Below are 21,678 nucleotides of genomic sequence, written 5' to 3' on the forward strand. Positions count from 1 at the left end.
TGTGCTATACTATAGGCGTCAATACATGAGCAAAGGAGGACGCTCATATGGAAGACAAAGTTCTTTTAGCTGAAGCCTATCAACTCGTTTCCGACTTGAATAAAGCTATCCAAAATTGCAAACAAGGATTGCCTGACGACCTACGCTTACAGCAAAATATTGATGAAATTCTCAGAGCACTCAAAAAAGCTGAGAAATTAGACAACTCTATCTTAATTGAACTGGAAAGCTTTTACCAACGGACCAGTCTTTTGATTGGACTTGGTTCACTGAAATTAACTGATCAAGCCCGCACTGCTTGGAGAAACTATGACAAGTTCCACTTCGATCACGTTAAACATACATTGACACTTTACGGACCTGTTTTTGGGTTTTAAAAATAGAGGATTTTCTAGCTTAATCTTGACAAATTTTCTCAAAAAGAGTATGATGATTGCAATAATACTCGGAGGTAAGGGAGACATGAACAACTAAGTCTATCAAATAAAGAACCTTTATTTAGTAGATCTTGTTCTCGTCTCTTTTTGTGTACTCTTTTTTGTTGTGAATTTTCAGCCTTTTTAAAAGAGGATTTTTTGACATAGACGATTGGCTCTACTAGATAAAGTAGAGCTTTTTGTTATGCACTATCGACATTCTAGAAAGGGCAACAATATGATAAAAATCAATCATCTAACTATCACGCAAAACAAAGATCTACGAGATCTTGTATCTGACCTAACCATGACTATCCAAGACGGAGAAAAGGTTGCTATTATTGGTGAAGAAGGAAATGGTAAATCGACTTTACTACGAGCTTTAATGGGAGAAGCATTACCTGATTTTACTATCAGGGGCGACATCCAGTCTGACCTTCAATTACTGGCCTACATTCCTCAAAAACTCCCTGAGATTCTGAAAAAAAAGTCTCTACACGACTACTTCTTTTTCGATTCTGCTGATTTAGACTACAGTATTCTTTATCGTTTGGCGGAGGAATTGCACTTTGATAGCGACCGTTTTGCTAGCGACCAAGAAATTGGCAGTCTATCAGGGGGCGAAGCTTTGAAAATTCAGCTCATCCACGAGTTAGCCAAACCTTTTGAGGTTCTATTTTTAGATGAACCTTCAAATGACCTAGACCTTGAGACGGTTGATTGGCTAAAAAGGAAGATACAGAAGATGAAGCAAACAGTTATTTTCATTTCCCATGATGAAGACTTTCTTTCTCAAACGGCTGATACTATCGTCCACTTGCGACTGGTCAAGCATCGGAAAGAAGCGGAAACGCTAGTCGAGCATTTAGACTATGATCGCTATAGTGAGCAGAGAAAGGCTAATTTTGCCAGACAAAGTCAGCAAGCTGCTAACGACCAGAGAGCCTATGATAAAACCATGGAAAAACATCGCCGAGTTAAGCAAAATGTAGAAACTGCACTTCGAGCTACCAAAGACAGTACTGCTGGTCGCCTATTGGCTAAAAAGATGAAAAATGTTCTTTCACAAGAAAAACGCTACGAAAAAGCAGATCAGTCCATGACCCAAAAGCCACTTGAAGAGGAACAAATCCAACTTTTCTTTTCAGATATAGAGCCATTAGCGGCTTCAAAAGTCTTAGTTCGACTAGAAAATGAGACTTTATCCATTGGCCAACGAATTCTGTCTCAAGGGCTACAATTAACTGTCCGTGGTCAAGATAAAATCGGCATTATCGGTCCCAATGGCGTTGGCAAATCCACTCTTTTAGCAAAGTTACATCAACTACTAAGCGGCAAAAGAGAGATTTCGCTTGGTTTTATGCCACAAGATTACCAAGAAACACTGCAATTGGATCTATCCCCAGTAGAATTTCTCAGCCAAACTGGACACAAAGAGGAACTACAGAAAATCCAATCTCACTTAGCTAGTCTTAATTTCAGCTATCCAGAGATGCACCACCAAATCCACTCCTTATCTGGAGGTCAACAAGGTAAACTCCTTCTTTTGAATTTAGTTCTGCGAAAACCAAACTTTCTCCTTCTGGATGAACCCACACGAAACTTTTCTCCAACTTCTCAACCAGAAATCAGAAAACTTTTTGCCAATTATCCTGGTGGTCTTGTCACTGTTTCGCATGATCGACGTTTCTTAAAAGAAGTCTGTAGGAGTATCTATCATTTAAGCGAAAATGGGTTGGAAGTCGTTGATTTACAAGATTTATAACTGTAGAAAATAGCAAACATCCAGAGAAAAACCTCTGGATGTTTTTTACATATGTTTCAAACGCTCAATTCGTTCTGAAATAGGTGGGTGCGTATAAAATAATTTTTTTAAGAAACCTGGTTTTTGAGGATCATTGATATAAAGGGCACTACTAGCATCATCTACATGATGACTCATGGGTTGACTATTGTCTAGTTTAAGGAGGGCATTGATCATCCCCTGAGGATTGCGTGTTAATTCCACACTTGAAGCATCCGCTAAAAATTCTCGTTGGCGAGAGATAGCTAACTGCACCAAAGTTGCTGCAAGAGGTGCTAGAACGATGGCTAGGAGAGAAACAACTAACATAATCACTTCAATTCCTCCACCATCACGGTCATTACTTCTACGACTACGACTAGCTCCACCCCACCACATCATACGACCAGCCATACTCGATAAAAGAGTGATGGCACTAGCAAGAGCAACAGCAATGGTAGAGATTCGAATATCTAAGTTGCGAATGTGACTAACTTCATGCCCGATTACTGCCTCTAACTCCTCACGATTCATAATCTCTAGAAGGCCTGACGTAGCAGCAACAGCAGCATTTTGAGGATTCGAACCGGTGGCGAAGGCATTCAAACCCGGGTCATCAATTACATAAACTCGTGGCATAGGAATCTGCGCCACCATTGCCATATCCTCGACAACATGATAGAGAACAGGTTCTTCGTTTCTATCAACCTCACGCGCACCATTCATACTCATGACAATCTCTGTAGATTGAAAAATCATGGTCAAGGCATAGATGAAACCGATAATCATAGCTATGGTCACTCCCCAGATACCTGAGTTCATGAACAGAAAACCAACCGCATAACCAACTATGGCTAGCAAAAGAAAGAAGACAATTAAAAGAATCCAAGTTTTACGTTTATTACTAGCGATTTGTTTGTACAGCATCTTAGTCACCTAAACCATTAAAATCAACTCTAGGCACAGCCTTTTCTTCTTCTGGAGTTTGAAGGAAATCCGCTGCCTTGAAGCTAAATATAGCTGCAACCAGATTACTTGGGAAAGTTTCTAATTTAACATTGTAGTTGCTAACGACACTATTATAGAGCTGACGTGAATAAGAAATTTTATTTTCTGTGTTAGTCAGTTCTTCTTGTAAGTGAGCAAAATTGCTACTAGCCTTCAAGTCAGGATAATTCTCTGCAACCGCAAAAATACCAGATACCTGACGAGTCAGTGCATCACTAGCTTTCATGGCTTCTGCAGGTGTAGTTGCTGCAGCTACTTGTCTACGGAGTTCAGTCACCTTTTCTAGAGTGGAACTTTCGTATTTAGCATAACCTTTTACTGTTTCAATTAAGTTTGGTAAGAGATCATTTCGACGCTTCAACTGAACATCAATCTGACTCCAAGCTTCCTTGGTCTGCATACGATTTTTCACCAATTTATTATAGCAGTCAATTACCAAGAAAATAATTAGAGCAAGAAGTCCATAAAAAATCCAATTCATCATAAAGCTCCTTTCTGCCTTTTGATTAGTACAAGTATATCAAATTTCCATGTTTTTGTGGTAAAATAAGATGATATACAAGAAGGATATAACTATGAAACCAGAAACTTTTTACACACTACTTGCTGAACAGAATATTAATCTTACTGACCAGCAAAAAGCACAATTTGAGCACTATTTTGAACTCTTAGTCGAGTGGAACCAAAAAATCAACCTGACTGCAATTACTGAAAAGGAAGAAGTTTATCTTAAACACTTTTATGATTCCATCGCTCCTATCCTACAAGGGTTGATAGAAAACCAAGAAATTAAGTTACTTGATATTGGCGCTGGTGCAGGATTCCCAAGTCTTCCTATGAAGATTCTCTACCCTCAGCTAGATGTGACCATTATTGACTCTCTAAACAAGCGAATCAACTTCCTTAATCTCTTAGCCCAAGAATTAGGGTTAGAAAATGTTCACTTCTACCATGGACGTGCAGAAGATTTCGGTCAAGACAAGAATTTTCGTGCCCAGTTTGATATCGTCACAGCTCGAGCAGTTGCTCGTATGCAAGTCTTATCTGAATTAACCATTCCTTTTCTAAAAGTTGGTGGCAAATTACTCGCACTCAAGGCAAGCAATGCACCCGAGGAATTGACAGAGGCAAAAAATGCTCTTAACCTTCTCTTTAGCAAAGTTGAGGACAACATCAGCTATACTCTTCCCAATGGAGACCCTCGTTACATAACAATAGTAGAAAAGAAAAAAGAAACTCCAAATAAATACCCAAGAAAAGCAGGTTTGCCAAATAAACGCCCACTTTAGAATGATTAATCGGACATCTGCCAAAATCAACCTCGCTTTCTTATTTCTAGGCTCAGGAAAAATTCGTTTACAAAATCATACCTCGCTTTCTTATTTCTGGGCTCGGGAAAAAATGATTTACAAAATCATTTTTTTCTGCTATACTATCACAAGCAAAGGTTTTTAATGTCATCCCGTGAGGTGACGAAGACGCAGATATACATAACATTCATTAAAATGTGATCAATTATTTTTTAATGAAGTCTTACTCTGAGAGCCTATTGCTGTAAAATAATGGGCTCTTTTTTGATGCCCAAAAGTGAGGTATTTATGAAACAAGAATCAACTGTTGATTTGTTATTAGACGTCGATCAACGTCCTTCTGCTGGTAAGGGAATTCTTCTTAGCTTCCAGCACGTTTTTGCTATGTTTGGTGCAACAATTTTGGTCCCACTTATTTTGGGAATGCCTGTATCCGTTGCCCTCTTTGCTTCAGGGGTTGGTACCCTCATCTATATGATTGCAACAGGTTTTAGAGTTCCTGTTTATCTTGGTTCTTCTTTCGCCTTTATTACAGCCATGTCACTTGCCATGAAAGAAATGGGGGGTGATGTATCTGCTGCTCAGACAGGGGTTATCCTAACTGGTTTTGTTTATGTCCTTGTTGCTGCAAGTGTTCGCTTCGCAGGTACAAAATGGATTGATAAACTCTTGCCTCCAATCATTATTGGTCCTATGATTATCGTTATCGGTCTTGGGCTTGCTGGTTCTGCCGTAACCAACGCTGGCCTTGTCGCTGACGGCAACTGGAAAAATGCTCTTGTAGCCGTTGTTACTTTCTTGATTGCTGCTTTTATCAATACAAAAGGAAAGGGATTCCTTCGTATTATTCCTTTCCTCTTTGCCATTATTGGAGGATATCTCTTTGCGCTAGTGCTCGGCTTGGTTGACTTCACTCCTGTTCTTCAAGCTAACTGGATTGAAATTCCTGGCTTCTACCTACCATTCAATACAGGTGGTGCCTTCAAACAATACAACCTTTACTTTGGTCCTGAAACAATCGCCATCTTACCAATCGCTATCGTAACCATTTCTGAACATATCGGTGACCACACCGTTCTAAGTCAAATCTGTGGACGCCAATTCTTGAAAGATCCAGGTCTTCACCGCACCCTTCTCGGTGATGGTATCGCAACTTCTGTTTCTGCCTTCCTTGGTGGACCAGCAAATACAACTTACGGTGAAAATACAGGGGTTATTGGTATGACTCGCATCGCTTCTGTCTCTGTTATCCGTAACGCTGCTTTTATCGCTATCACCCTTAGCTTCCTTGGTAAATTTACTGCCTTGATTTCTACAATTCCAAACGCTGTACTTGGTGGTATGTCAATCCTTCTATACGGGGTTATCGCAAGCAACGGTTTGAAAGTCTTGATCAAGGAACGTGTTGATTTTGGTCAAATGCGTAACCTAATCATCGCAAGTGCGATGTTGGTACTTGGACTTGGTGGAGCAATCCTTAAACTTGGACCTGTTACACTTTCTGGTACTGCTCTCTCAGCTATGACAGGTATCATCTTGAACTTGATCTTGCCATACGAAAACAAAAATTAAATATTTAAATATCTAAATATAAAAAATCCACTCAAATAAAGAGTGGATTTTTTATGACCTTTTTGGAGTCTGTTTCTTTTCTAACATTAAATCCTTCAAAGAAATAATAGTCACAGCCAGTAAAATCATTGCCATACCAAGAAAATCTACTGGATAAAAAATATCTCCCATAATCATAAAGGCAAAGAATACTGCAGAGATAGGCTCAATCGAAGCTAGAAGGCTAGACTTGACTGGTCCAATCATACTGGCACCTTTAAGAAAGGCAGTATAGGCAAAGACCGTTCCTATCAGAATGATTCCTGCAAAAGCTAGAAAGATATCAAAAGATAAGGGAATACCAGCCCCGATAATCCCTGTAAAAGGCACTGCTAGAAAACCTGAGATCATCATTCCCACACCGATGACCAAAATACTCCCCCACTTTTGAATCAAATTAATGGGTAAAATGATATAAAGAGCATAGGTCAGAGCTGAGAACAAGCCCCAGAAGAGTCCTGCTGGTGTCATAGAAAGCTGATCCAACTGCCCATGGGTTGCAATGAGAAAGGTCCCACCTATGGCCAAAATCATTGAAATAATTTCAGCTATAGTAGGCGCTACCCTATCTTTTATACAAGTATAAGCTAAGATTCCAACTGGACAGACATACTGTAAGACCGTCGCTGTTCCAGCATTTGTCTCCTGAATAGCTGATAAATAGGCCAATTGATTTAAAAAGAGCCCAAACAAAGAAAATAACAAGAGAGAAAACAGACTTGATTTATCTTTTAGAAAAGATATGAATTGCTCCTTAGACTTGATATAGGACAAAAGAACCAAAAGGAGTCCTGCAATAATCAAACGGATATTGGTTAAAACAAGAGCAGAAATTCCATGAGCCATCAAGTATTGACCGCTAGTCCCTGATAGACCCCATGCGATACCTGCAATCACTGTAAAAAGAGTTCCTTTTAACGCTTTAGACATGAGCCCTCCCTAGTCTGCTTCACGAATCAAGTCCATGACCTGATTACGATCCAATATCCACTGAGCACGCTCATCTTTCTCATAGGTTCGGTTAGATAAAAAGATTGCCGCCTCTTGTTTCTGTCGATTCCACATGATAAAAGTTCCAGTATAACCTGTGTGATCCAGCCAATCACCTTCTACATTCCAAGCCAATGAACGTTCCTTGTCATCCAAGTCTGAATAATTTTGACTTAAGTCTTCAGCAAAGGAATCCTGTAAATAATGCTCTAGGAAGATTTTTAAATCATGAACAGTTGAAAATAAACCTGCACTCCCAGCGTGTCTACCTAGTAAACGCGCCTTGGGATCATGTACCACTCCTGCTTTCTGTCCACGAACCGTTGGAACAGCACTGCTAACTGGACCAAACCGAGTTTCCTTCATTCCCCAAGGATTCAAAACTTGCTCTTGCAAAATCTTGTCCAAGTCCCTTTCAAAATAGGATTCTAAGAGAAAACCAAGCAAGAGAAAGTGCACATCCGAGTACAGAAAAGCTCGTTTCTCTCGGCGATTAAGATGAAACATGGCATCTTTAAGTTGGTCTGCTGAGAGTTGATCCCTATTAGGAATAAAAGGATCTAAATCCGTTGCATGCGTCAGTAACTGTCGAATGGTGATATCTGGATAATCCGCCTCTGGTAGATAAGCTGTTATGGACTGGTCCAACTCGATTTTTCCTTCCTTCCAGAAGAAAGTTAAAACCGTCCCAACTCCAACGACCTTGCTCACACTTGCTAAATCATAGACCAACCCTTCACTCGTCTTCTCACCAATTTCAGGATTTGCTTTTCCTAGATACCAGTCTGACCAAACGCCATCCTGATAATACGCAAAAGAGGCACCAGGATAAATCCCTGCCTCAATTTGTTGCTCTATTTTTTGAATGATTTTTTGTTTCATACTGCTTCAAACCACAATTCGACATTGTTGGTATCCTTAGTTAGGAAGAACTTCTCAGATTTAGGAATAAAGTAACCTGTAGCTTCAAAACGTTGGCGAAGACTTGCTAGGTCAAGTTCTTTCACTTGGAATTTCAACATGGACAAGTCCCAAGTTACATTATTTTCAACAAGTAAATCACCGCCTTGAGCTTCTCTAAAAGCGATTCGATTTTCGATTTCTTCTTTTTCAAGTAAGCTGCTTGTATCTTCTGGCAAGTTAACTTCCACTGAGATTTCAAACGCCGTCAAATATTGCACGTTCTCGTCTTTTGAAAAAGTGACTTCTTCTTCAACCTTTTCCAAATCTCTAATATCATCTTCCGCATGAACAAGGACACAATCGCCTTCTGGAGAAAGAACCTCAAAAGCATATCCCTTGTTTCCTTTATAGAGTTGAGGAAGCTTTTCCATTCTAGCTAGTAGCGCTTCAATCTCAGATGAATTTTCTACTTTTACAATCAATCTAGCTAATTTTTTTACCCCTTCAACCTTACGGCTTCTCATACTTGGTGATTCTTCTAAAACTAACTTTTCAATGCCTGATTTGTCTCCTAATGATAAGAAGGCTGACTCTTCAAGTAAGGGTTTTATACCCAAAGTCTCAATATAAAATGATTCATTTAAATTTCTATTATTTACCTTTAGCGTCGGGATCATACGCATAATTTGATTTACAATCATAAATTCCTCCAACATTTTTATTTTAAAGGATTTTATGATATTTTACAAGTTATTCAATAAAAAACTTTAACTATATTAACTCTTTAAATAAATCAACCCCTTCTGTCAGTAGAAGGGGAACTTATTTATTTTTACTAAAAATCCTGGTTTAGTTTTTCCATGAGAGTTCTGCCTGAAGACCATAGTGATCGCTAACTTGAGGACTTTGTTTGCCATCGAAAACTACTTGCAGACGCTCTACCTGAATATCTTTACTTGTAAAGACATAATCAATTCGTAGAGGTTCAGTATTTCCTTTCCAACCATCAATTTCAGGCGGAACAGTATAACTACCACTTCTTTCTTTTGCAACTTCAAATGCATCTTGTAAGTCTAGTGGACTAGCTAGAATTGCTTGGTAACCCTCTTGGCCTGCAGGATTATTGAAATCACCTGCTAGTAAGAGAGGCTTATTTAATTCTTTCAAAACTGCTTCAAAACGCGCCCATTCCTCTTGGAAGCCTTTATCCCACCAAGAGAGATGCACACTCGCAACAGCAAGTTCTTTACCTTCAACTACTGTTTCTGCTAAAGCAACTCGTCGTGTGTGGTAATCTGTCGGGTCATCCACATCTGAAACTAAAATCTCACGCGCTTCAATCGGTGTTTTAGATAAGATTGCAACACCTTCATGATAGCGGTCATAACCGATATGGTTATAAGCCCATGTCCAATAGTATTTGAGTCCTTTTTCAGCTAATTTCTCTACCAAGAGACGAACATAGTGGTTTTGATGAATTGGCTCAGCAGATGGTAATGGCTGATAAAGTGGACCAGCCTCTACTTGCTCTGAGGTGATTTCTTGGTTAATTTCCTGAAAACAAATCACATCATAATTGTTTTCAAGGATGTCTTTTAATAAGAGCTGAAATTTTTCTTCAGGATTTTTTTCCATCCAACTATGAGTATTAAGGGTTAAAAATTTCATACTTTTTCTCCTATAAACAAGAGGTTGGAAAAAACTTCCAACCCCTAAACGATTACAATTCTACTTTTGCAACTGCTGTGTTAGCTGCAAGAGAACCTGTTTGTTCTAATTTAACTGACTTGATCGCGTCTCCATTTGTAAAGACAACTACAGTTGTAGTTTCACGACCTGCTGCTTGAATAGCACCTAAGTCAGCTGTGACAAGAAGATCACCAGCAGCAACTTGTTGTCCTTCAGCAACACGAACTGTAAATGGTTTTCCTTCAAGACTTACTGTGTCTAAACCAATGTGAACAAGTACTTCGAGGCCTGCTTCAGTCACAAGACCAAGAGCATGTTTAGTTGGGAAGATGCTTGATACAGTACCTGATACTGGAGATACAATGTTTCCGTTAGCTGGTTCTACTGCAAATCCATCACCCATCATTTTTTGTGCGAATACAGGATCCTTCACTTGTTCCAATTCAATAACTTGACCGTCAGCAACTGAGTAAACTTCCTCAGTCACACCTTTGTATACAACAGCGTCTTTTTGAGAAGATGCCATTTGACTTGGAAGAGTTTCAGGAATCACTTCACCTGAGTCAAGGATATCTTGGATATCTGATTTCAAAACGTCAGCTTTAGGTCCGTAGATAGCTTGGACACCTTGTCCTTTCATGACAAGTCCCATAGCTCCTTCAGCTTTCCATTGTTCTTCAGTTCCGACTTTATCAGCTTCTTTAACAGTAACACGGAGACGAGTCATACATGCGTCTACATCGACAATGTTGGCACGTCCACCAAGAAGGTTAATGATGTTAACAGCTTGAGAAGCTTCTGCAACTTTTGACTCACCAGAAGCAGCAGATTCTGATGAACCTTCAGCAGTTTCGTAGTTTCCGTTACGTCCTGGAGTTGCGTAGTTGAATTTCTTGATCATGAAGTTAGCGATAACATACATAATAACTGCAAAAAGTACTGTTACCCAAATAAAGTTAATGATATCCATACCTAGACCAGCATTGATAGCTAATGGTGTACGAGTCAAGAATTCAATTGAACCGAATGAGTGCACACGAAGGTGAACAATATCAGCCATAGCAAAGGCAGCACCTTGAACAACAGCGTAGACAAGGTAAAGAGGTGTTGCAACGAACATGAACATATATTCAATTGGCTCAGTAACACCAGTCAAGAAAGTTGCAAGAGCTGTCGCAATCATCATACCTTTGTATTGGTGTTTCTTGTCTGCTTCAACATTACGGTAAATAGCAGCAGCCACACCCATCAAAATACCGAATGAACCAATCATTTGTCCAACTTTGAAACGAGCTGGAGTTACAGTTGTAAGTAAGTGTTGGTATTGGTCTGGATCTGTTCCTTTAAGGTTGACAAGGTCTGTTACCCATGCAAGCCAAAGTGGATCTTGACCAAATACTTGAGTTCCTTTTGCTGCACCAGTTAAGACATCATAAGTACCACCAAGAGCTGTGTAGTTCATTGGGATAGTCAACATGTGGTGAAGTCCAAATGGCAAGAGCAAACGTTCCAAAGTACCATACAAGAACGGTGCTAGAACTGGAGCTGTTTCTTGTGAGTTAGCAATCCAAATACCAAAGTTGTTGATACCTGTTTGTACAACTGGCCAAGCAACTGAAAGAACAATCGCTGCAATCGCTGAACGAAGGATAACAACAAACGGTACAAAACGTTTTCCGTTAAAGAATGAAAGTGCATCAGGCAATTTACGGAAGTTGTAGTATTTGTTAAAGGCAGTTGCCCCTACAAAACCAGAAATAATCCCTACAAACACACCCATGTTAAGGGCTGGAGCTTCAAACACACTGATAAAGTAATCAGAAACTTTGATAGAGTTACCAAAGATTGTTGAAACCATAGCGTTAGGATCTTTCAACATATCACTACTTACACTAAAGATTGTACCAGTGATGCGGTTGATAAGAATAAAAGCAAGCCCAGCGGCAAAAGCACCGCCAGCACGTTCTTTAGCCCAGCTTCCTCCGATAGCTAAGGCGAATAAAATGTGAAGGTTACCGATAACTCCCCAACCAATTTGCTCTAGGACACCACCAGTAATAACTAGGGGAGCAAGGTTTGGGTCAATCAATGCAAGTGACTTACCGATTGAAATCATCAATCCAGCCGCTGGCATAACAGCGATAACCACCATTAAAGCCTTACCGAATTTTTGCCAAAATTCGAAAGACAAGACATTTTTGAATGTATCTTTCATCATTCAAATCTCCTTTTATATTTTTTAGGCAAACGTTTTACGAAAACGTTTGCACTTGTTTGTGACTTAATTATACCACTTTTTATTTTTTTGTAAAGGCTTTTTTTAAAAATTTTTTCTGTCCAATCATTTCAATATCTCTCACTTATTTGCTGATTTTGAGTTTGCTGGTGATTTTTGATATAATATGAGCTATGAAATCTTATAATACCTTGAATGATTATTATCGAAATTTATTTGGAGAAAAGACATTTAAAGTTCCTATCGATGCAGGTTTTGACTGTCCCAACCGTGATGGTACCGTAGCCCATGGAGGATGTACTTTTTGTACGGTTTCTGGTTCTGGAGATGCAATCGTTGCTCCTGATGCTCCGATTCGCGAGCAATTCTATAAAGAGATTGACTTTATGCATCGTAAATGGCCTGATGTCAAAAAGTATTTGGTTTATTTCCAAAATTTCACCAATACACATGAAAAGTTGGAAGTGATTCGCGAGCGTTATGAGCAAGCCATCAATGAACCGGGGGTTGTCGGTATCAATATCGGTACTCGACCTGACTGTCTTCCTGATGAAACGATTGAATACTTAGCAGAGCTATCAGAGCGAATGCATGTTACTGTAGAGTTAGGCTTACAAACTACTTATGAAGAAACTTCTGAATTGATTAACCGTGCCCACTCCTATGAACTCTACGTGGAGACTGTCAAACGCTTAAGAAAATATCCTAAGATTGAGATTGTTGCTCACTTGATTAATGGTTTGCCAGGTGAAACCCATGAGATGATGGTTGAAAATGTTCGCCGTTGTGTGACAGATAATGATATTCAAGGGATTAAGCTTCACCTACTTCACCTCATGACCAACACTCGAATGCAACGGGATTATCATGAAGGGCGCTTGCAACTGATGAGTCAAGATGCATATGTCAAGGTCATCTGTGACCAGCTAGAAATTATTCCCAAGCATATCGTTATCCATCGAATAACAGGAGATGCGCCTAGAGATATGTTGATTGGTCCTATGTGGAGTCTCAATAAATGGGAAGTTCTAAATAGCATTGAAGCCGAAATGAGACGTCGAGGAAGTGTACAAGGTTGCAAGGCTGTAAAACAGGAGTTTATGAATGAAAAGACCACTTGAAATGGCGCATGATTTTCTTGCCCAAGTCATTACCCCAGAGGATATTGTTGTGGATGCGACCATGGGAAATGGCTACGATACACTTTTTCTTGCCAAATTGGCTAAACAAGTCTATGCTTTTGACATCCAAGAACAAGCTCTGGAAAAAACAAGTCAACGTATCCAAGAAGCAGGTTTGACCAATGTAGACTTAATCCTGCAGGGCCACGAAACTGTGGATCAATATGTGACAGAAGTCAAGGCGGCTATCTTCAATCTAGGTTATCTGCCTTCTGCTGATAAAAGCATTATCACTCAACCTCAGACAACCCTTGAGGCACTAGAAAAACTCTGTCAGGTGCTCGTTAAGGGCGGACGGATAGCCATCATGATATACTACGGGCATGAAGGGGGAGATATAGAGCGAGATGCTGTCTTAGATTTTGTCAGTCAGTTGCCACAACAAGAATATACCGCTACGATCTATCGTACCCTCAACCAAATCAACAATCCACCATTTTTAGTTATGATTGAAAAATTAGAAAGGTATCGCCATGGATAAACAATACCTACGAGATAAAATAGAAGGGCTTCGCCACAAATTCGTTGAATCAACCCAACATGAACGGGCAGTTGGTATGTTAGATGAAGCTCATATGAGCAAAAAGATGCTGAAAATCAAGAAAAAAATGATAACACTTGAAATGGAGCGTTGTCAGAAGAAAATCGAGCACAAAGACTGCTCGAAGATTGATCAAAAAATCCAAGAACAAAAGGAACTTTTTGAAGCTTGTCGAAAACAAAAATAAGGAGGTAGAAGATGGATTTACTTTTTTATCTCTTGATATTTTTACTTGTTCTCATTGTTTCTAGTACGACCAATAAACTGCTTCCCTTTTTACCCATGCCCCTGATTCAGATTTTGCTGGGTATCGGGATTGGTCTGTGCTTACCGAATAACCAGTATCACTTAGACACTGAGTTGTTTTTAGCTTTGGTAATCGGCCCGCTCCTCTTTCGTGAGGCTCAAGAAGCAGATGTAACTTCTATCTTAAAACACTGGAAAATTGTGCTTTATCTGATTTTCCCTGTTATCTTTGTATCAACATTGAGTATGGGAGGCCTTGCCCATGTCCTTTGGATTGGCTTGCCATTAGCTGCCTGCGTCGCAGTCGGTGCTGCACTTGGTCCTACAGATCTCGTTGCTTTTGCTTCCCTTTCTGAACGTTTTACCTTTCCAAAACGCATTTCAAATATCTTAAAAGGAGAAGGCCTGTTAAATGACGCTTCTGGGCTGATTGCTTTTCGTGTAGCCCTCATCGCTTGGACAACGGGAACTTTTTCAATCACTCAAGCAGGGTTATCTCTGGCTATCTCTATCGTTGGAGGGCTTGCAGTTGGTCTTATGACGGCTTTAATCAACCGATTCCTCCACTCCTTTCTTCTAAGTGTCCGTGCTACTGACATAGCCAGTGAACTGCTGCTAGATCTTAGTTTACCACTTCTAACCTTCTTCATCGCTGAAGGAATTCATGTTTCTGGAATTATCGCAGTCGTTGTTGCTGGTATTTTAAAAGCGAGTCGTTTTAAAAAGATAAATCTTCTTGAAGCCCAGGTTGATACTGTTACCGAGACCGTTTGGCACACTGTAACCTTCATGCTCAATGGTTCTGTCTTTGTCATTCTTGGGATGGAACTGGAAATGATTGCTGAACCAATTCTTAAGAGTGCATTTTACAACAAAGTGCTTCTTCTCGTCACAGTCTTTCTTTTAACCTTCCTACTCTTTGCCATCCGCTTTGTGATGATTTACGGCTTTTACGCTTTGCGTATTAAGAAACTTCAAAAAAGTTTCCACAAGTATGTTAAAGATATGCTTCTCTTGACATTTTCTGGAGTTAAAGGAACAGTTTCTATTGCTACTATCCTTTTGATACCGTCAAATCTTGAGCAAGAATATCCTCTCCTTCTCTTTCTTGTCGCAGGTATAACCCTGGTCAGTTTTCTTACTGGTTTAGTAGTTTTGCCACACCTTTCTGAAGAGCAAGAACCATCTAAGGATCATCTCATGCACATCGCTATCCTAAATGATGTTGCTATTGAACTAGAGAAAGATTTGGACAATACCAAAAATAAGGTTCCCCTCTATGCGGCGCTCGATAATTATCATGGACGGATTGAAAACCTCATCCTCAGTCAGGAAAATAAGGAAATCCAGGAAGACTGGGAAGCTCTGAAACTATTGATTCTCAGTATCGAGAGCGATGGTTTGGAGCAGGCTTACGAAGAAGGAAAAATCGGCGAAAGAGGATATCGTGTCTACCAACGTTATCTGAAAAGCATGGAGAAAAATATTAAACGAAACTTCGCTTCTCGACTGACCTACTACTTCCTTGTTTCTATTCGAATTGTACGTTTTCTCCTACATGAGTTGCTTACATTTGGCAAAACCCTCCGTTCCTTGAAGAACAAAGAAACTCAAAGACTTCTGGCCATTGACTATGACCAGATTGCTGAACTCTACCTAGCCAACACTGAAATCATTATCGAAAGTTTGGAAAACCTCAAAGGGATTTATAAGAGTTCTCTAATTAGCTTTATGCAGGAATCTCGTCTACGTGAAACCAGTCATATTACCAGTGGTGCCTTTGTAGAGCGGGTTATCAATCGTATTAAACCCAATAACATCGATGAAATGTTGAGAGGCTACTATCTAGAACGTAAGTGTATCTTTGAGTACGAGAAACAAAAACTCATCTCAGCCCAGTATGCTAAAAAACTACGACAAAATGTAAACAACCTAGAAACTTATTCCCTAAAAGAATCAGCCAACACGCTACCTTATGATATGATGGAATTAGTTCGCAGAAATTAAGATTTAGGTTAAAAGAGAATTTTTATTGTGGAGGATTATGCAATGAAAGAGTTGTGGAAACAACTAACTAATAGGCCCTTATTAAAAGCTTTTTTACACTATTATCGTGTTTCAGATATTGAATTAACCAGTGTAGCTGTGGCCTATTATTGGTTGATTTCAATCTTTCCACTTCTCATGATAGTGGTCAATATCCTTCCCTATTTTCAGATTCCAATCTCTGATTTTTTGATTTCACTGAAGGAATTTTTACCAGATACAATCTATGACGTAGTAGCAAAGATTGCCCGCGAAGTACTGACACAACCATCTGCTGGACTCTTGAGTTTTGCGGTGATATCAGCCCTTTGGACCTTCTCAAAATCCATGAATTTCCTCCAAAAGGCTTTTAATAAAGCTTATGGAATCGCTAAGAACAGAGGTCTTATTTCTCATCAACTGATGAGTATCCTGGTAAGTTTGGGTCTACAGATTCTCTTTGCCATCATTCTCTTCTTTAGTATGTTTGGTCATATGTTACTAGACTTTCTTAAGAACTACTGGAAATCTGAGAGTTCCCTATTTAGTTACTTACAAAATTTTACAGGGCCTTTAGTTTATGTATTCCTCTTTGCAATCCTCATCATGATTTATTACTTACTTCCAAACGTGAAAATCGGTCGTCTTCGTTACGTCCTTCCTGGAAGTCTATTCGTATTCGTCACTCTTATTTCATTGTTAACTATCTTTTCAGCTTATTTCAATAACTATGTCAACTATCTTGTCGACGTTCGGTTTTTCAGTTCCATCATCGTTGTTGTCATGATGTTTTGGTTCATTATCATTGCCAAGTTATTGATTGTCGGTGCAGTGATCAATGCCAGTGTCCAAAGTCTTAAAGATCCAGACTTCAAGGTTAATCAATAATTTTTTATCGATTAATACTCAATGAAAATCAAAGAGCAAACTAGGAAGCGAGCCGCAGGCTGTACTTGAGTACGGCAAGGCGAAGCTGACGTTGTTTGAAGAGATTTTCGAAGAGTATAAACAAATCAATCCCCCAGTCATTTAATACTGGGGGATTTTCTTTAGTACTTTATTGTCCTCTCGTTAGGGCTTGCAACTCTGATTTTAGATATTGAGCCAAATGTTGGTGAGCAAAAATATTGGCATTTTTTTCTGCGGTAGGATTGTAGTTTGTGTTGGTATTTACATCATAAACATAAATATCACCACTCTCTGACTGAACCCATTCAATAGCAGCAACTTCAATCTGAGCATTCTTAAGGAAGTTCTCATAAGCTTCTCTTCGAGAATCTGGTAAAGGTTCTGTAATCTGGAATTTTTCAGACGTTTCTAGTTGTTCTGGTCTCTTGCCAATTTGACAACCATCTGCTGGACAAAGTTGGAATCCATCTGAAGAATCGATTGAAACAGTATAGAGAAACTTCTGATTGATAAACTCTGAACGACGGATGCGTCCATCACTTGGTTTGATGTAGGCTTGTAACAAGGTAATCCCGTCCACTGATGGTTCAAAGAGAGGACTATTGACATAAGCTGCCAGTTCCTCTTCATTTTGGAAGAGTTGAACTCCTAATCCCTTACCTGCTCGATTGTGCTTGGTAATCAATGGATAGATGTTCAATTTTCTGGCTGCTTCAATGATATTTTCTTGGCCCAAAACTGCAACTGTCGAAGGAGTCTCAATGCCAGACTCATGTAGCTTCAAATATTGTTTGACTTTACTGATTTCTAGGTTGATAGCCCCAGTTCCATTCACAACCTTGCGTCCGTGGGCTTCTAACCAAGTAATCACCTGCTCTGTAAATTCTGGTGCATAGCGATGTCCTCTGGTGTGAGAAGACGCAGACATACGATTGTAGAAGATACCCTGTGGCGGTGGACTTTGCAGATCCAAAATTCCACTAGACAAATCCCACAGTTCATAAGGGACTTCTAGTTCTTCCAACCATTTGACCAAATGCTGGGTCCATTCAAGATTCTCATGAATCACATAAACTTTTGCTTCACTCATTACTTATCATCTCCTTAAGAAAAGCTGACTGATAGTTGGCTTTCCTTTTCTTCTTCTAAAATATATCCTTCTGTTTTTTCAATAACGCTGACTGTTAAGATTTGACCCAAAACATTGATCATAGTACGGCCGGCATTGACAAAGAAATCAACTGCAAAAATCAAGGCTACTCCTTCTACTGGCAAGCCCAGTTGAGGTGCTGCAGCTAGTAGAACCACGATAGCTCCTGATGGTACGGTTGCCGCAGTTTTTCCAATCAAAGTCAACAACAAAACAGTAAACAAGAGACTTGATAATGAAAATTGAATACCGTAGGCATGAGCAATAAAAATCGTCGCTACTGAGAAGTAAACCGCTGCGCCCTCTAAGTTAAAAGTATATCCTAAAGGAACAACTAAATCAATCGTATGCTCGTCATGCCCCTGTTTTTTCAAATCTTTAAGAAGTGAAGGCAAGACAACACTAGAACTACCTGTAACAAAAGCCAGTGTCAAGAGACTCCAATTTTCACGAAAGGCTGACAAATACGGTACTTTAAAGAAGAAAGCAATCAAGGGGAAAATAAGCAGAACCAATACAGCATAAGCCAAATAAGTTCCAATTACAAATTGACCAAGTCCAATCAATTTGTCAACACCAGTAGTTGCAACATCTTTAGCGATAAATCCAAAAATGCCAATCGGTGATAATTTAATAATCACTGCTACAATCTTATAGATGGCTTCAATCCAGATTTGGAAACCTTCGATAATCTTCTGAGATTTATCAGACTTAAGATTCCCAATTCCATAACCAAGAAAGATAGCAAAAACGATAATCGGCAATAGAGCACCATCTGAAAGAGATTTGACGATATTTGACGGAATAAAACCAAGGAGAAATTCGCTAAATTTTACATTATTGGCAATTCCATCAAGGTTTCCACCAGTTTGACCAATGTTCACACCTTGTCCAAATCCCAAATAATAACTAGCAAATACAAACAATAGGGTAATAGCAGTTGTTACTGCGAAAAAGTAAACCAAGCTTTTGGTCAAGATTTTCCCGAAAGATTTTTTCCCGATAACGCCGGCTACTGCAACAACGATAGTCGGGAAGATTAGTGGAATGATCACCATATTGATCAATTTAATAAAGGCTTGTCCTAAAAATTGATAAAAACCTGCAAATTGTGGCCAGATGACCGCAGCAATCACACCCAAGACCAAAGCCACCAATAATTGGATTCCTAGTGAGAGTTTTGACCATAAAGTAACTAATTTCATAAGAAACTCCTTTGTTTTATTTGCTACTCATTCTACTACTATTCTTTCTTTCTGACTAATATATATTTTCTATGGTCACCATAAAAAAGATTTATATTGAAGACTAAAACTATTACCATTTTTGTATCCAACATACACTGAATTTGTATAAAGTATAAAAAATCAATTTCTAAACAAAAATTTTTAGAAAAACACTGTTAAATCAAAGAATATGCTTTTCTATTATTCAAGTTTTATGATACAATATTGTTATGATTTTAATGAAACTCGCTTCCGTCTTGCTTTTGGTATTAACCTTGGCTTTAGCAATTATTCTGAGCAGATTCTTTAAGTTAAAGAAAAGGGGCATCAACTTTGCTGATCTGGCTTTTCCTTTTCTAATTTTTGAATATTATTTTATCAGTGCTAAGGTTTTTACACACAATCAACTTCCCGTTTTGGGAGCAGCATTATCCTTGCTGGCTATCATTTTAGCCTTTTTCTTCTTGAGCAAAAAACGTAGTTTTTATTATCCAAAATTCCTGAAATTCTTTTGGAGAGCTGGATTTCTACTTACATTGCTCATCTACATCATCATGATTGTTCAAATCTTCATGATGAAATAAATGGCAACAAATTTTGCCAGCACCTCAACAAAGTTGGCAACCCAACGTTCCATTTGAGGTGCTTTTCTAATGACATTTTAAAAAGAGATTATTAAAAAATAAATAGGAGATGAAACAAGTGAAAAAAACGCTCTTGGCAAGTGCCATCACGCTTACTTATCTAGGATTCGCAACAAGCTCAGCTTTAGCTGAAGAAAATCAAGCACAAACTACTTCAGCAGAGACGACGCAACAAACTACAACAGCTAACAAGGTTGAAACAAAGAAACCAGTTCCTTCTACTGAAGCAAGTTCAAGCATACCAACAACTTCTACAACAAACCCAAGTAAAACTTCAGCTAAGAAAGAAGAAAGCCAGGTTCCAGAAGATAAAAAAGATGGTTGGATATTTGAAGAAAATATCTGGCGCTTCTATGAAGCTAACAAGGCTACCGTCAATTGGAAAAAAATTCACGGGAAATGGTACTACTTTGATAAGGATGGTATCATGCTCAGCAATACGATCTATGATGGGTACATTCTGACTAGCAGCGGGGCTATGGTCGGTAGTGGCTGGGCTAAAATTAAAGATAACTGGTATTATGCTAATCCATCTGGAAAAATCGTTAAACAAGATTGGAAAAAGATTGGCGGTGTATGGTACTACTTTGATAAAGACGGTATCATGCTCAGCAACACCATTTTTGATGATTATCTCTTTACCAATAGTGGTGCCATGGCTGAGAGCGCTTGGGTTAAACAAGATGACAAATGGTATTATGCCCAATCTTCTGGTAGCTTAATCAAAAACAAGTGGGATAAAATTGGTGGAGTTTGGTACTACTTTAACAAAGATGCCACAATGGCAAGCAACCAATGGCAAGGTAGCTTCTACCTAAAATCTAGCGGTGCCATGGCTGAAAAAGAATGGATTTTCGATAAAAACTACAATAGTTGGTTCTATTTGAAATCAGGTGGTACTTATGCAGCGCGTGAATGGATTGGCTCATACTACCTCAAGGCCGGTGGTTACATGGCTAAGAATGAATGGATTTTTGATAACTACTATAATGCTTGGTATTACCTAGAAGATAGCGGGGTCTATGTCACAGGAACTCGTAAAATCGATGGAAAAGCACATCAGTTCCAAAGTAATGGAAAATGGATTGGTGAAGTGCCCGTAAGTCGTGGATTTGAAAAAGGAAAATACACATATACCGTTTTCTTAGATCCAGGACACGGTGGTAAAGATCCAGGTGCTGTTTATTATAACACTAATGAAAAAGACCTCACCATGCAAGTTTATCAAAAACTACGCAAGGAACTCCAAGGTCTTGGTTATACAGTTCTTTCTTCGAGAGATAGTGATGTCTATGTCGACTTTGTCACCGAACGTTCAAAAATAGCCAATAATACGAACTCCGATATCTTCATTAGCATCCACTTCAATGCTAGCGGAAGCCCTGCTTCTAACCGTTCTGGTATTCAGACTTATTCTTACGAAGAAGCTGCTGGCTATCCTTCTCGGATTAATTCATACTGGCATAATCACCCTGATCGTATCAGTGAAAGCAATCGCCTTGCTGCTGATATCCACTCTTCACTCCTAGCTGAAACTGGCGCTAAGGATGCTGGCCTCCTCCAAAGTAGCTTTGCAGTCCTTCGAGAAACTGATAAACCAGCAGTTCTATTGGAGCTTGGTTACATTGACAATTTCAACGAAAACCAACAAATTCGTAGCGATGCTTATCAAAACAGATTGGTCGCTGGGATTGTCAAAGGTATTCAAAAATATTACGCAGGTAAATAAAGTAAAAGTCTCGAGAAAACTCGAGACTTTTTTTGCTTAAGAATTTTGAATGAAAAAATTTTCTTAAAAATTATAAATACT

20 protein-coding genes are annotated in these 21,678 nt (G+C 39.1%); 11 read left to right on the top strand and 9 right to left on the bottom strand.

Translation table 11 applies throughout. The annotated features are described in order from the left end of the window. The first annotated feature begins 47 nt into the window (after nucleotides 1-47). Together ACXYSN_RS03355 and ACXYSN_RS03360 are read left to right on the top strand one after the other, a co-directional pair. Nucleotides 48-377 carry a helicase BlpT gene (locus ACXYSN_RS03355; protein WP_458636150.1) on the top strand — a complete coding sequence of 110 codons (330 nt, stop codon included), beginning with the start codon at nucleotides 48-50 and terminating at the stop codon, nucleotides 375-377. Between the two features lie 244 nt (nucleotides 378-621). Next, a complete protein-coding gene (locus tag ACXYSN_RS03360) occupies nucleotides 622-2,181 on the top strand; it encodes an ATP-binding cassette domain-containing protein (RefSeq protein WP_458636151.1) in 1,560 nt (519 codons plus the stop codon). Nucleotides 2,182-2,226: 45 nt separating this feature from the next. On the opposite strand, the gene htpX is transcribed toward ACXYSN_RS03360, so the two are convergent. Continuing rightward, a complete protein-coding gene (htpX, locus tag ACXYSN_RS03365; protein WP_458636152.1) occupies nucleotides 2,227-3,126 on the bottom strand; it encodes a zinc metalloprotease HtpX in 900 nt (299 codons plus the stop codon). Nucleotide 3,127: 1 nt separating this feature from the next. After that, entirely contained in the window at nucleotides 3,128-3,688 is a 561-nt protein-coding gene (locus ACXYSN_RS03370) for a LemA family protein (RefSeq protein WP_458636408.1), read from the bottom strand. Nucleotides 3,689-3,782: 94 nt separating this feature from the next. Here ACXYSN_RS03370 and rsmG point away from each other — a divergent pair, with 94 nt between their 5' ends. Next, nucleotides 3,783-4,496 carry a 16S rRNA (guanine(527)-N(7))-methyltransferase RsmG gene (gene rsmG / locus ACXYSN_RS03375; protein ID WP_458625129.1) on the top strand — a complete coding sequence of 238 codons (714 nt, stop codon included), beginning with the start codon at nucleotides 3,783-3,785 and terminating at the stop codon, nucleotides 4,494-4,496. A 309-nt stretch (nucleotides 4,497-4,805) separates the two neighbouring features. After that, nucleotides 4,806-6,089 (top strand): uracil-xanthine permease family protein, encoded by a 1,284-nt coding sequence (locus ACXYSN_RS03380; RefSeq protein ID WP_458636153.1) that lies wholly within the window; start codon nucleotides 4,806-4,808, stop codon nucleotides 6,087-6,089. A gap of 51 nt (nucleotides 6,090-6,140) precedes the next feature. On the opposite strand, the gene ACXYSN_RS03385 is transcribed toward ACXYSN_RS03380, so the two are convergent. The 5 genes from ACXYSN_RS03385 to ACXYSN_RS03405 all read right to left on the bottom strand — a co-directional run bounded on the left by ACXYSN_RS03385 (nucleotide 6,141) and on the right by ACXYSN_RS03405 (nucleotide 11,928). Next, nucleotides 6,141-7,058, bottom strand: coding sequence for a DMT family transporter (locus tag ACXYSN_RS03385; RefSeq protein ID WP_458636154.1), 918 nt, complete (start codon nucleotides 7,056-7,058; stop codon nucleotides 6,141-6,143). A gap of 9 nt (nucleotides 7,059-7,067) precedes the next feature. Further along, complete coding sequence (locus ACXYSN_RS03390; protein WP_458636155.1) at nucleotides 7,068-8,000, bottom strand: serine hydrolase domain-containing protein; 933 nt, start codon at nucleotides 7,998-8,000, stop codon at nucleotides 7,068-7,070. Next, nucleotides 7,997-8,722, bottom strand: coding sequence for a CppA N-terminal domain-containing protein (locus ACXYSN_RS03395; RefSeq protein WP_458636156.1), 726 nt, complete (start codon nucleotides 8,720-8,722; stop codon nucleotides 7,997-7,999). Before ACXYSN_RS03395 ends, ACXYSN_RS03390 begins: the two co-directional genes overlap by 4 nt. A 148-nt stretch (nucleotides 8,723-8,870) precedes the next feature. Next, nucleotides 8,871-9,689 carry an endonuclease/exonuclease/phosphatase family protein gene (locus ACXYSN_RS03400; RefSeq protein WP_458636157.1) on the bottom strand — a complete coding sequence of 273 codons (819 nt, stop codon included), beginning with the start codon at nucleotides 9,687-9,689 and terminating at the stop codon, nucleotides 8,871-8,873. 52 nt (nucleotides 9,690-9,741) lie between these two features. Then, nucleotides 9,742-11,928, bottom strand: a complete 2,187-nt coding sequence (locus ACXYSN_RS03405) for a PTS transporter subunit IIBC (protein WP_458636158.1) — start codon at nucleotides 11,926-11,928, stop codon at nucleotides 9,742-9,744. A gap of 191 nt (nucleotides 11,929-12,119) precedes the next feature. On the opposite strand from ACXYSN_RS03405, the gene ACXYSN_RS03410 reads away from it, so the two are divergent. Genes ACXYSN_RS03410 through ACXYSN_RS03430 form a run of 5 tightly spaced genes read left to right on the top strand, consistent with a single transcriptional unit; the run spans nucleotide 12,120 to nucleotide 16,827 of the window. After that, nucleotides 12,120-13,067: a TIGR01212 family radical SAM protein gene (locus ACXYSN_RS03410; RefSeq protein WP_006150582.1), complete on the top strand. Its 948-nt coding sequence runs from the start codon at nucleotides 12,120-12,122 to the stop codon at nucleotides 13,065-13,067. Further along, nucleotides 13,051-13,608, top strand: coding sequence for a tRNA (mnm(5)s(2)U34)-methyltransferase (locus ACXYSN_RS03415; RefSeq protein WP_458636159.1), 558 nt, complete (start codon nucleotides 13,051-13,053; stop codon nucleotides 13,606-13,608). Before ACXYSN_RS03410 ends, ACXYSN_RS03415 begins: the two co-directional genes overlap by 17 nt. Beyond that, nucleotides 13,601-13,855 (top strand): hypothetical protein, encoded by a 255-nt coding sequence (locus ACXYSN_RS03420; protein WP_006150587.1) that lies wholly within the window; start codon nucleotides 13,601-13,603, stop codon nucleotides 13,853-13,855. Before ACXYSN_RS03415 ends, ACXYSN_RS03420 begins: the two co-directional genes overlap by 8 nt. A gap of 11 nt (nucleotides 13,856-13,866) precedes the next feature. After that, entirely contained in the window at nucleotides 13,867-15,921 is a 2,055-nt protein-coding gene (locus ACXYSN_RS03425) for a cation:proton antiporter (protein WP_458636160.1), read from the top strand. 42 nt (nucleotides 15,922-15,963) lie between these two features. Beyond that, a complete protein-coding gene (locus tag ACXYSN_RS03430; protein ID WP_458636161.1) occupies nucleotides 15,964-16,827 on the top strand; it encodes a YihY/virulence factor BrkB family protein in 864 nt (287 codons plus the stop codon). A 169-nt stretch (nucleotides 16,828-16,996) separates the two neighbouring features. Here the strand turns inward: ACXYSN_RS03430 and ACXYSN_RS03435 are convergent, their stop codons facing one another. Together ACXYSN_RS03435 and ACXYSN_RS03440 are read right to left on the bottom strand one after the other, a co-directional pair. Then, nucleotides 16,997-17,938, bottom strand: coding sequence for an ATP-grasp domain-containing protein (locus tag ACXYSN_RS03435; protein WP_458636162.1), 942 nt, complete (start codon nucleotides 17,936-17,938; stop codon nucleotides 16,997-16,999). A 14-nt stretch (nucleotides 17,939-17,952) separates the two neighbouring features. Next, the gene (locus tag ACXYSN_RS03440; RefSeq protein ID WP_458636163.1) at nucleotides 17,953-19,203 is read right to left on the bottom strand and encodes a dicarboxylate/amino acid:cation symporter; all 1,251 of its coding nucleotides are present in this window, start codon (nucleotides 19,201-19,203) and stop codon (nucleotides 17,953-17,955) included. A 245-nt stretch (nucleotides 19,204-19,448) separates the two neighbouring features. Between ACXYSN_RS03440 and ACXYSN_RS03445 the strand changes: the two genes are divergently transcribed. Both ACXYSN_RS03445 and ACXYSN_RS03450 read left to right on the top strand, forming a co-directional pair. Then, complete coding sequence (locus ACXYSN_RS03445; RefSeq protein WP_025170012.1) at nucleotides 19,449-19,808, top strand: DUF3397 domain-containing protein; 360 nt, start codon at nucleotides 19,449-19,451, stop codon at nucleotides 19,806-19,808. Nucleotides 19,809-19,926: 118 nt separating this feature from the next. Beyond that, nucleotides 19,927-21,597 (top strand): N-acetylmuramoyl-L-alanine amidase, encoded by a 1,671-nt coding sequence (locus ACXYSN_RS03450; RefSeq protein ID WP_458636164.1) that lies wholly within the window; start codon nucleotides 19,927-19,929, stop codon nucleotides 21,595-21,597. Nucleotides 21,598-21,678 lie beyond the last annotated feature (81 nt).

The sequence above is a fragment of the Streptococcus sp. V869 genome, from assembly GCF_054353515.1.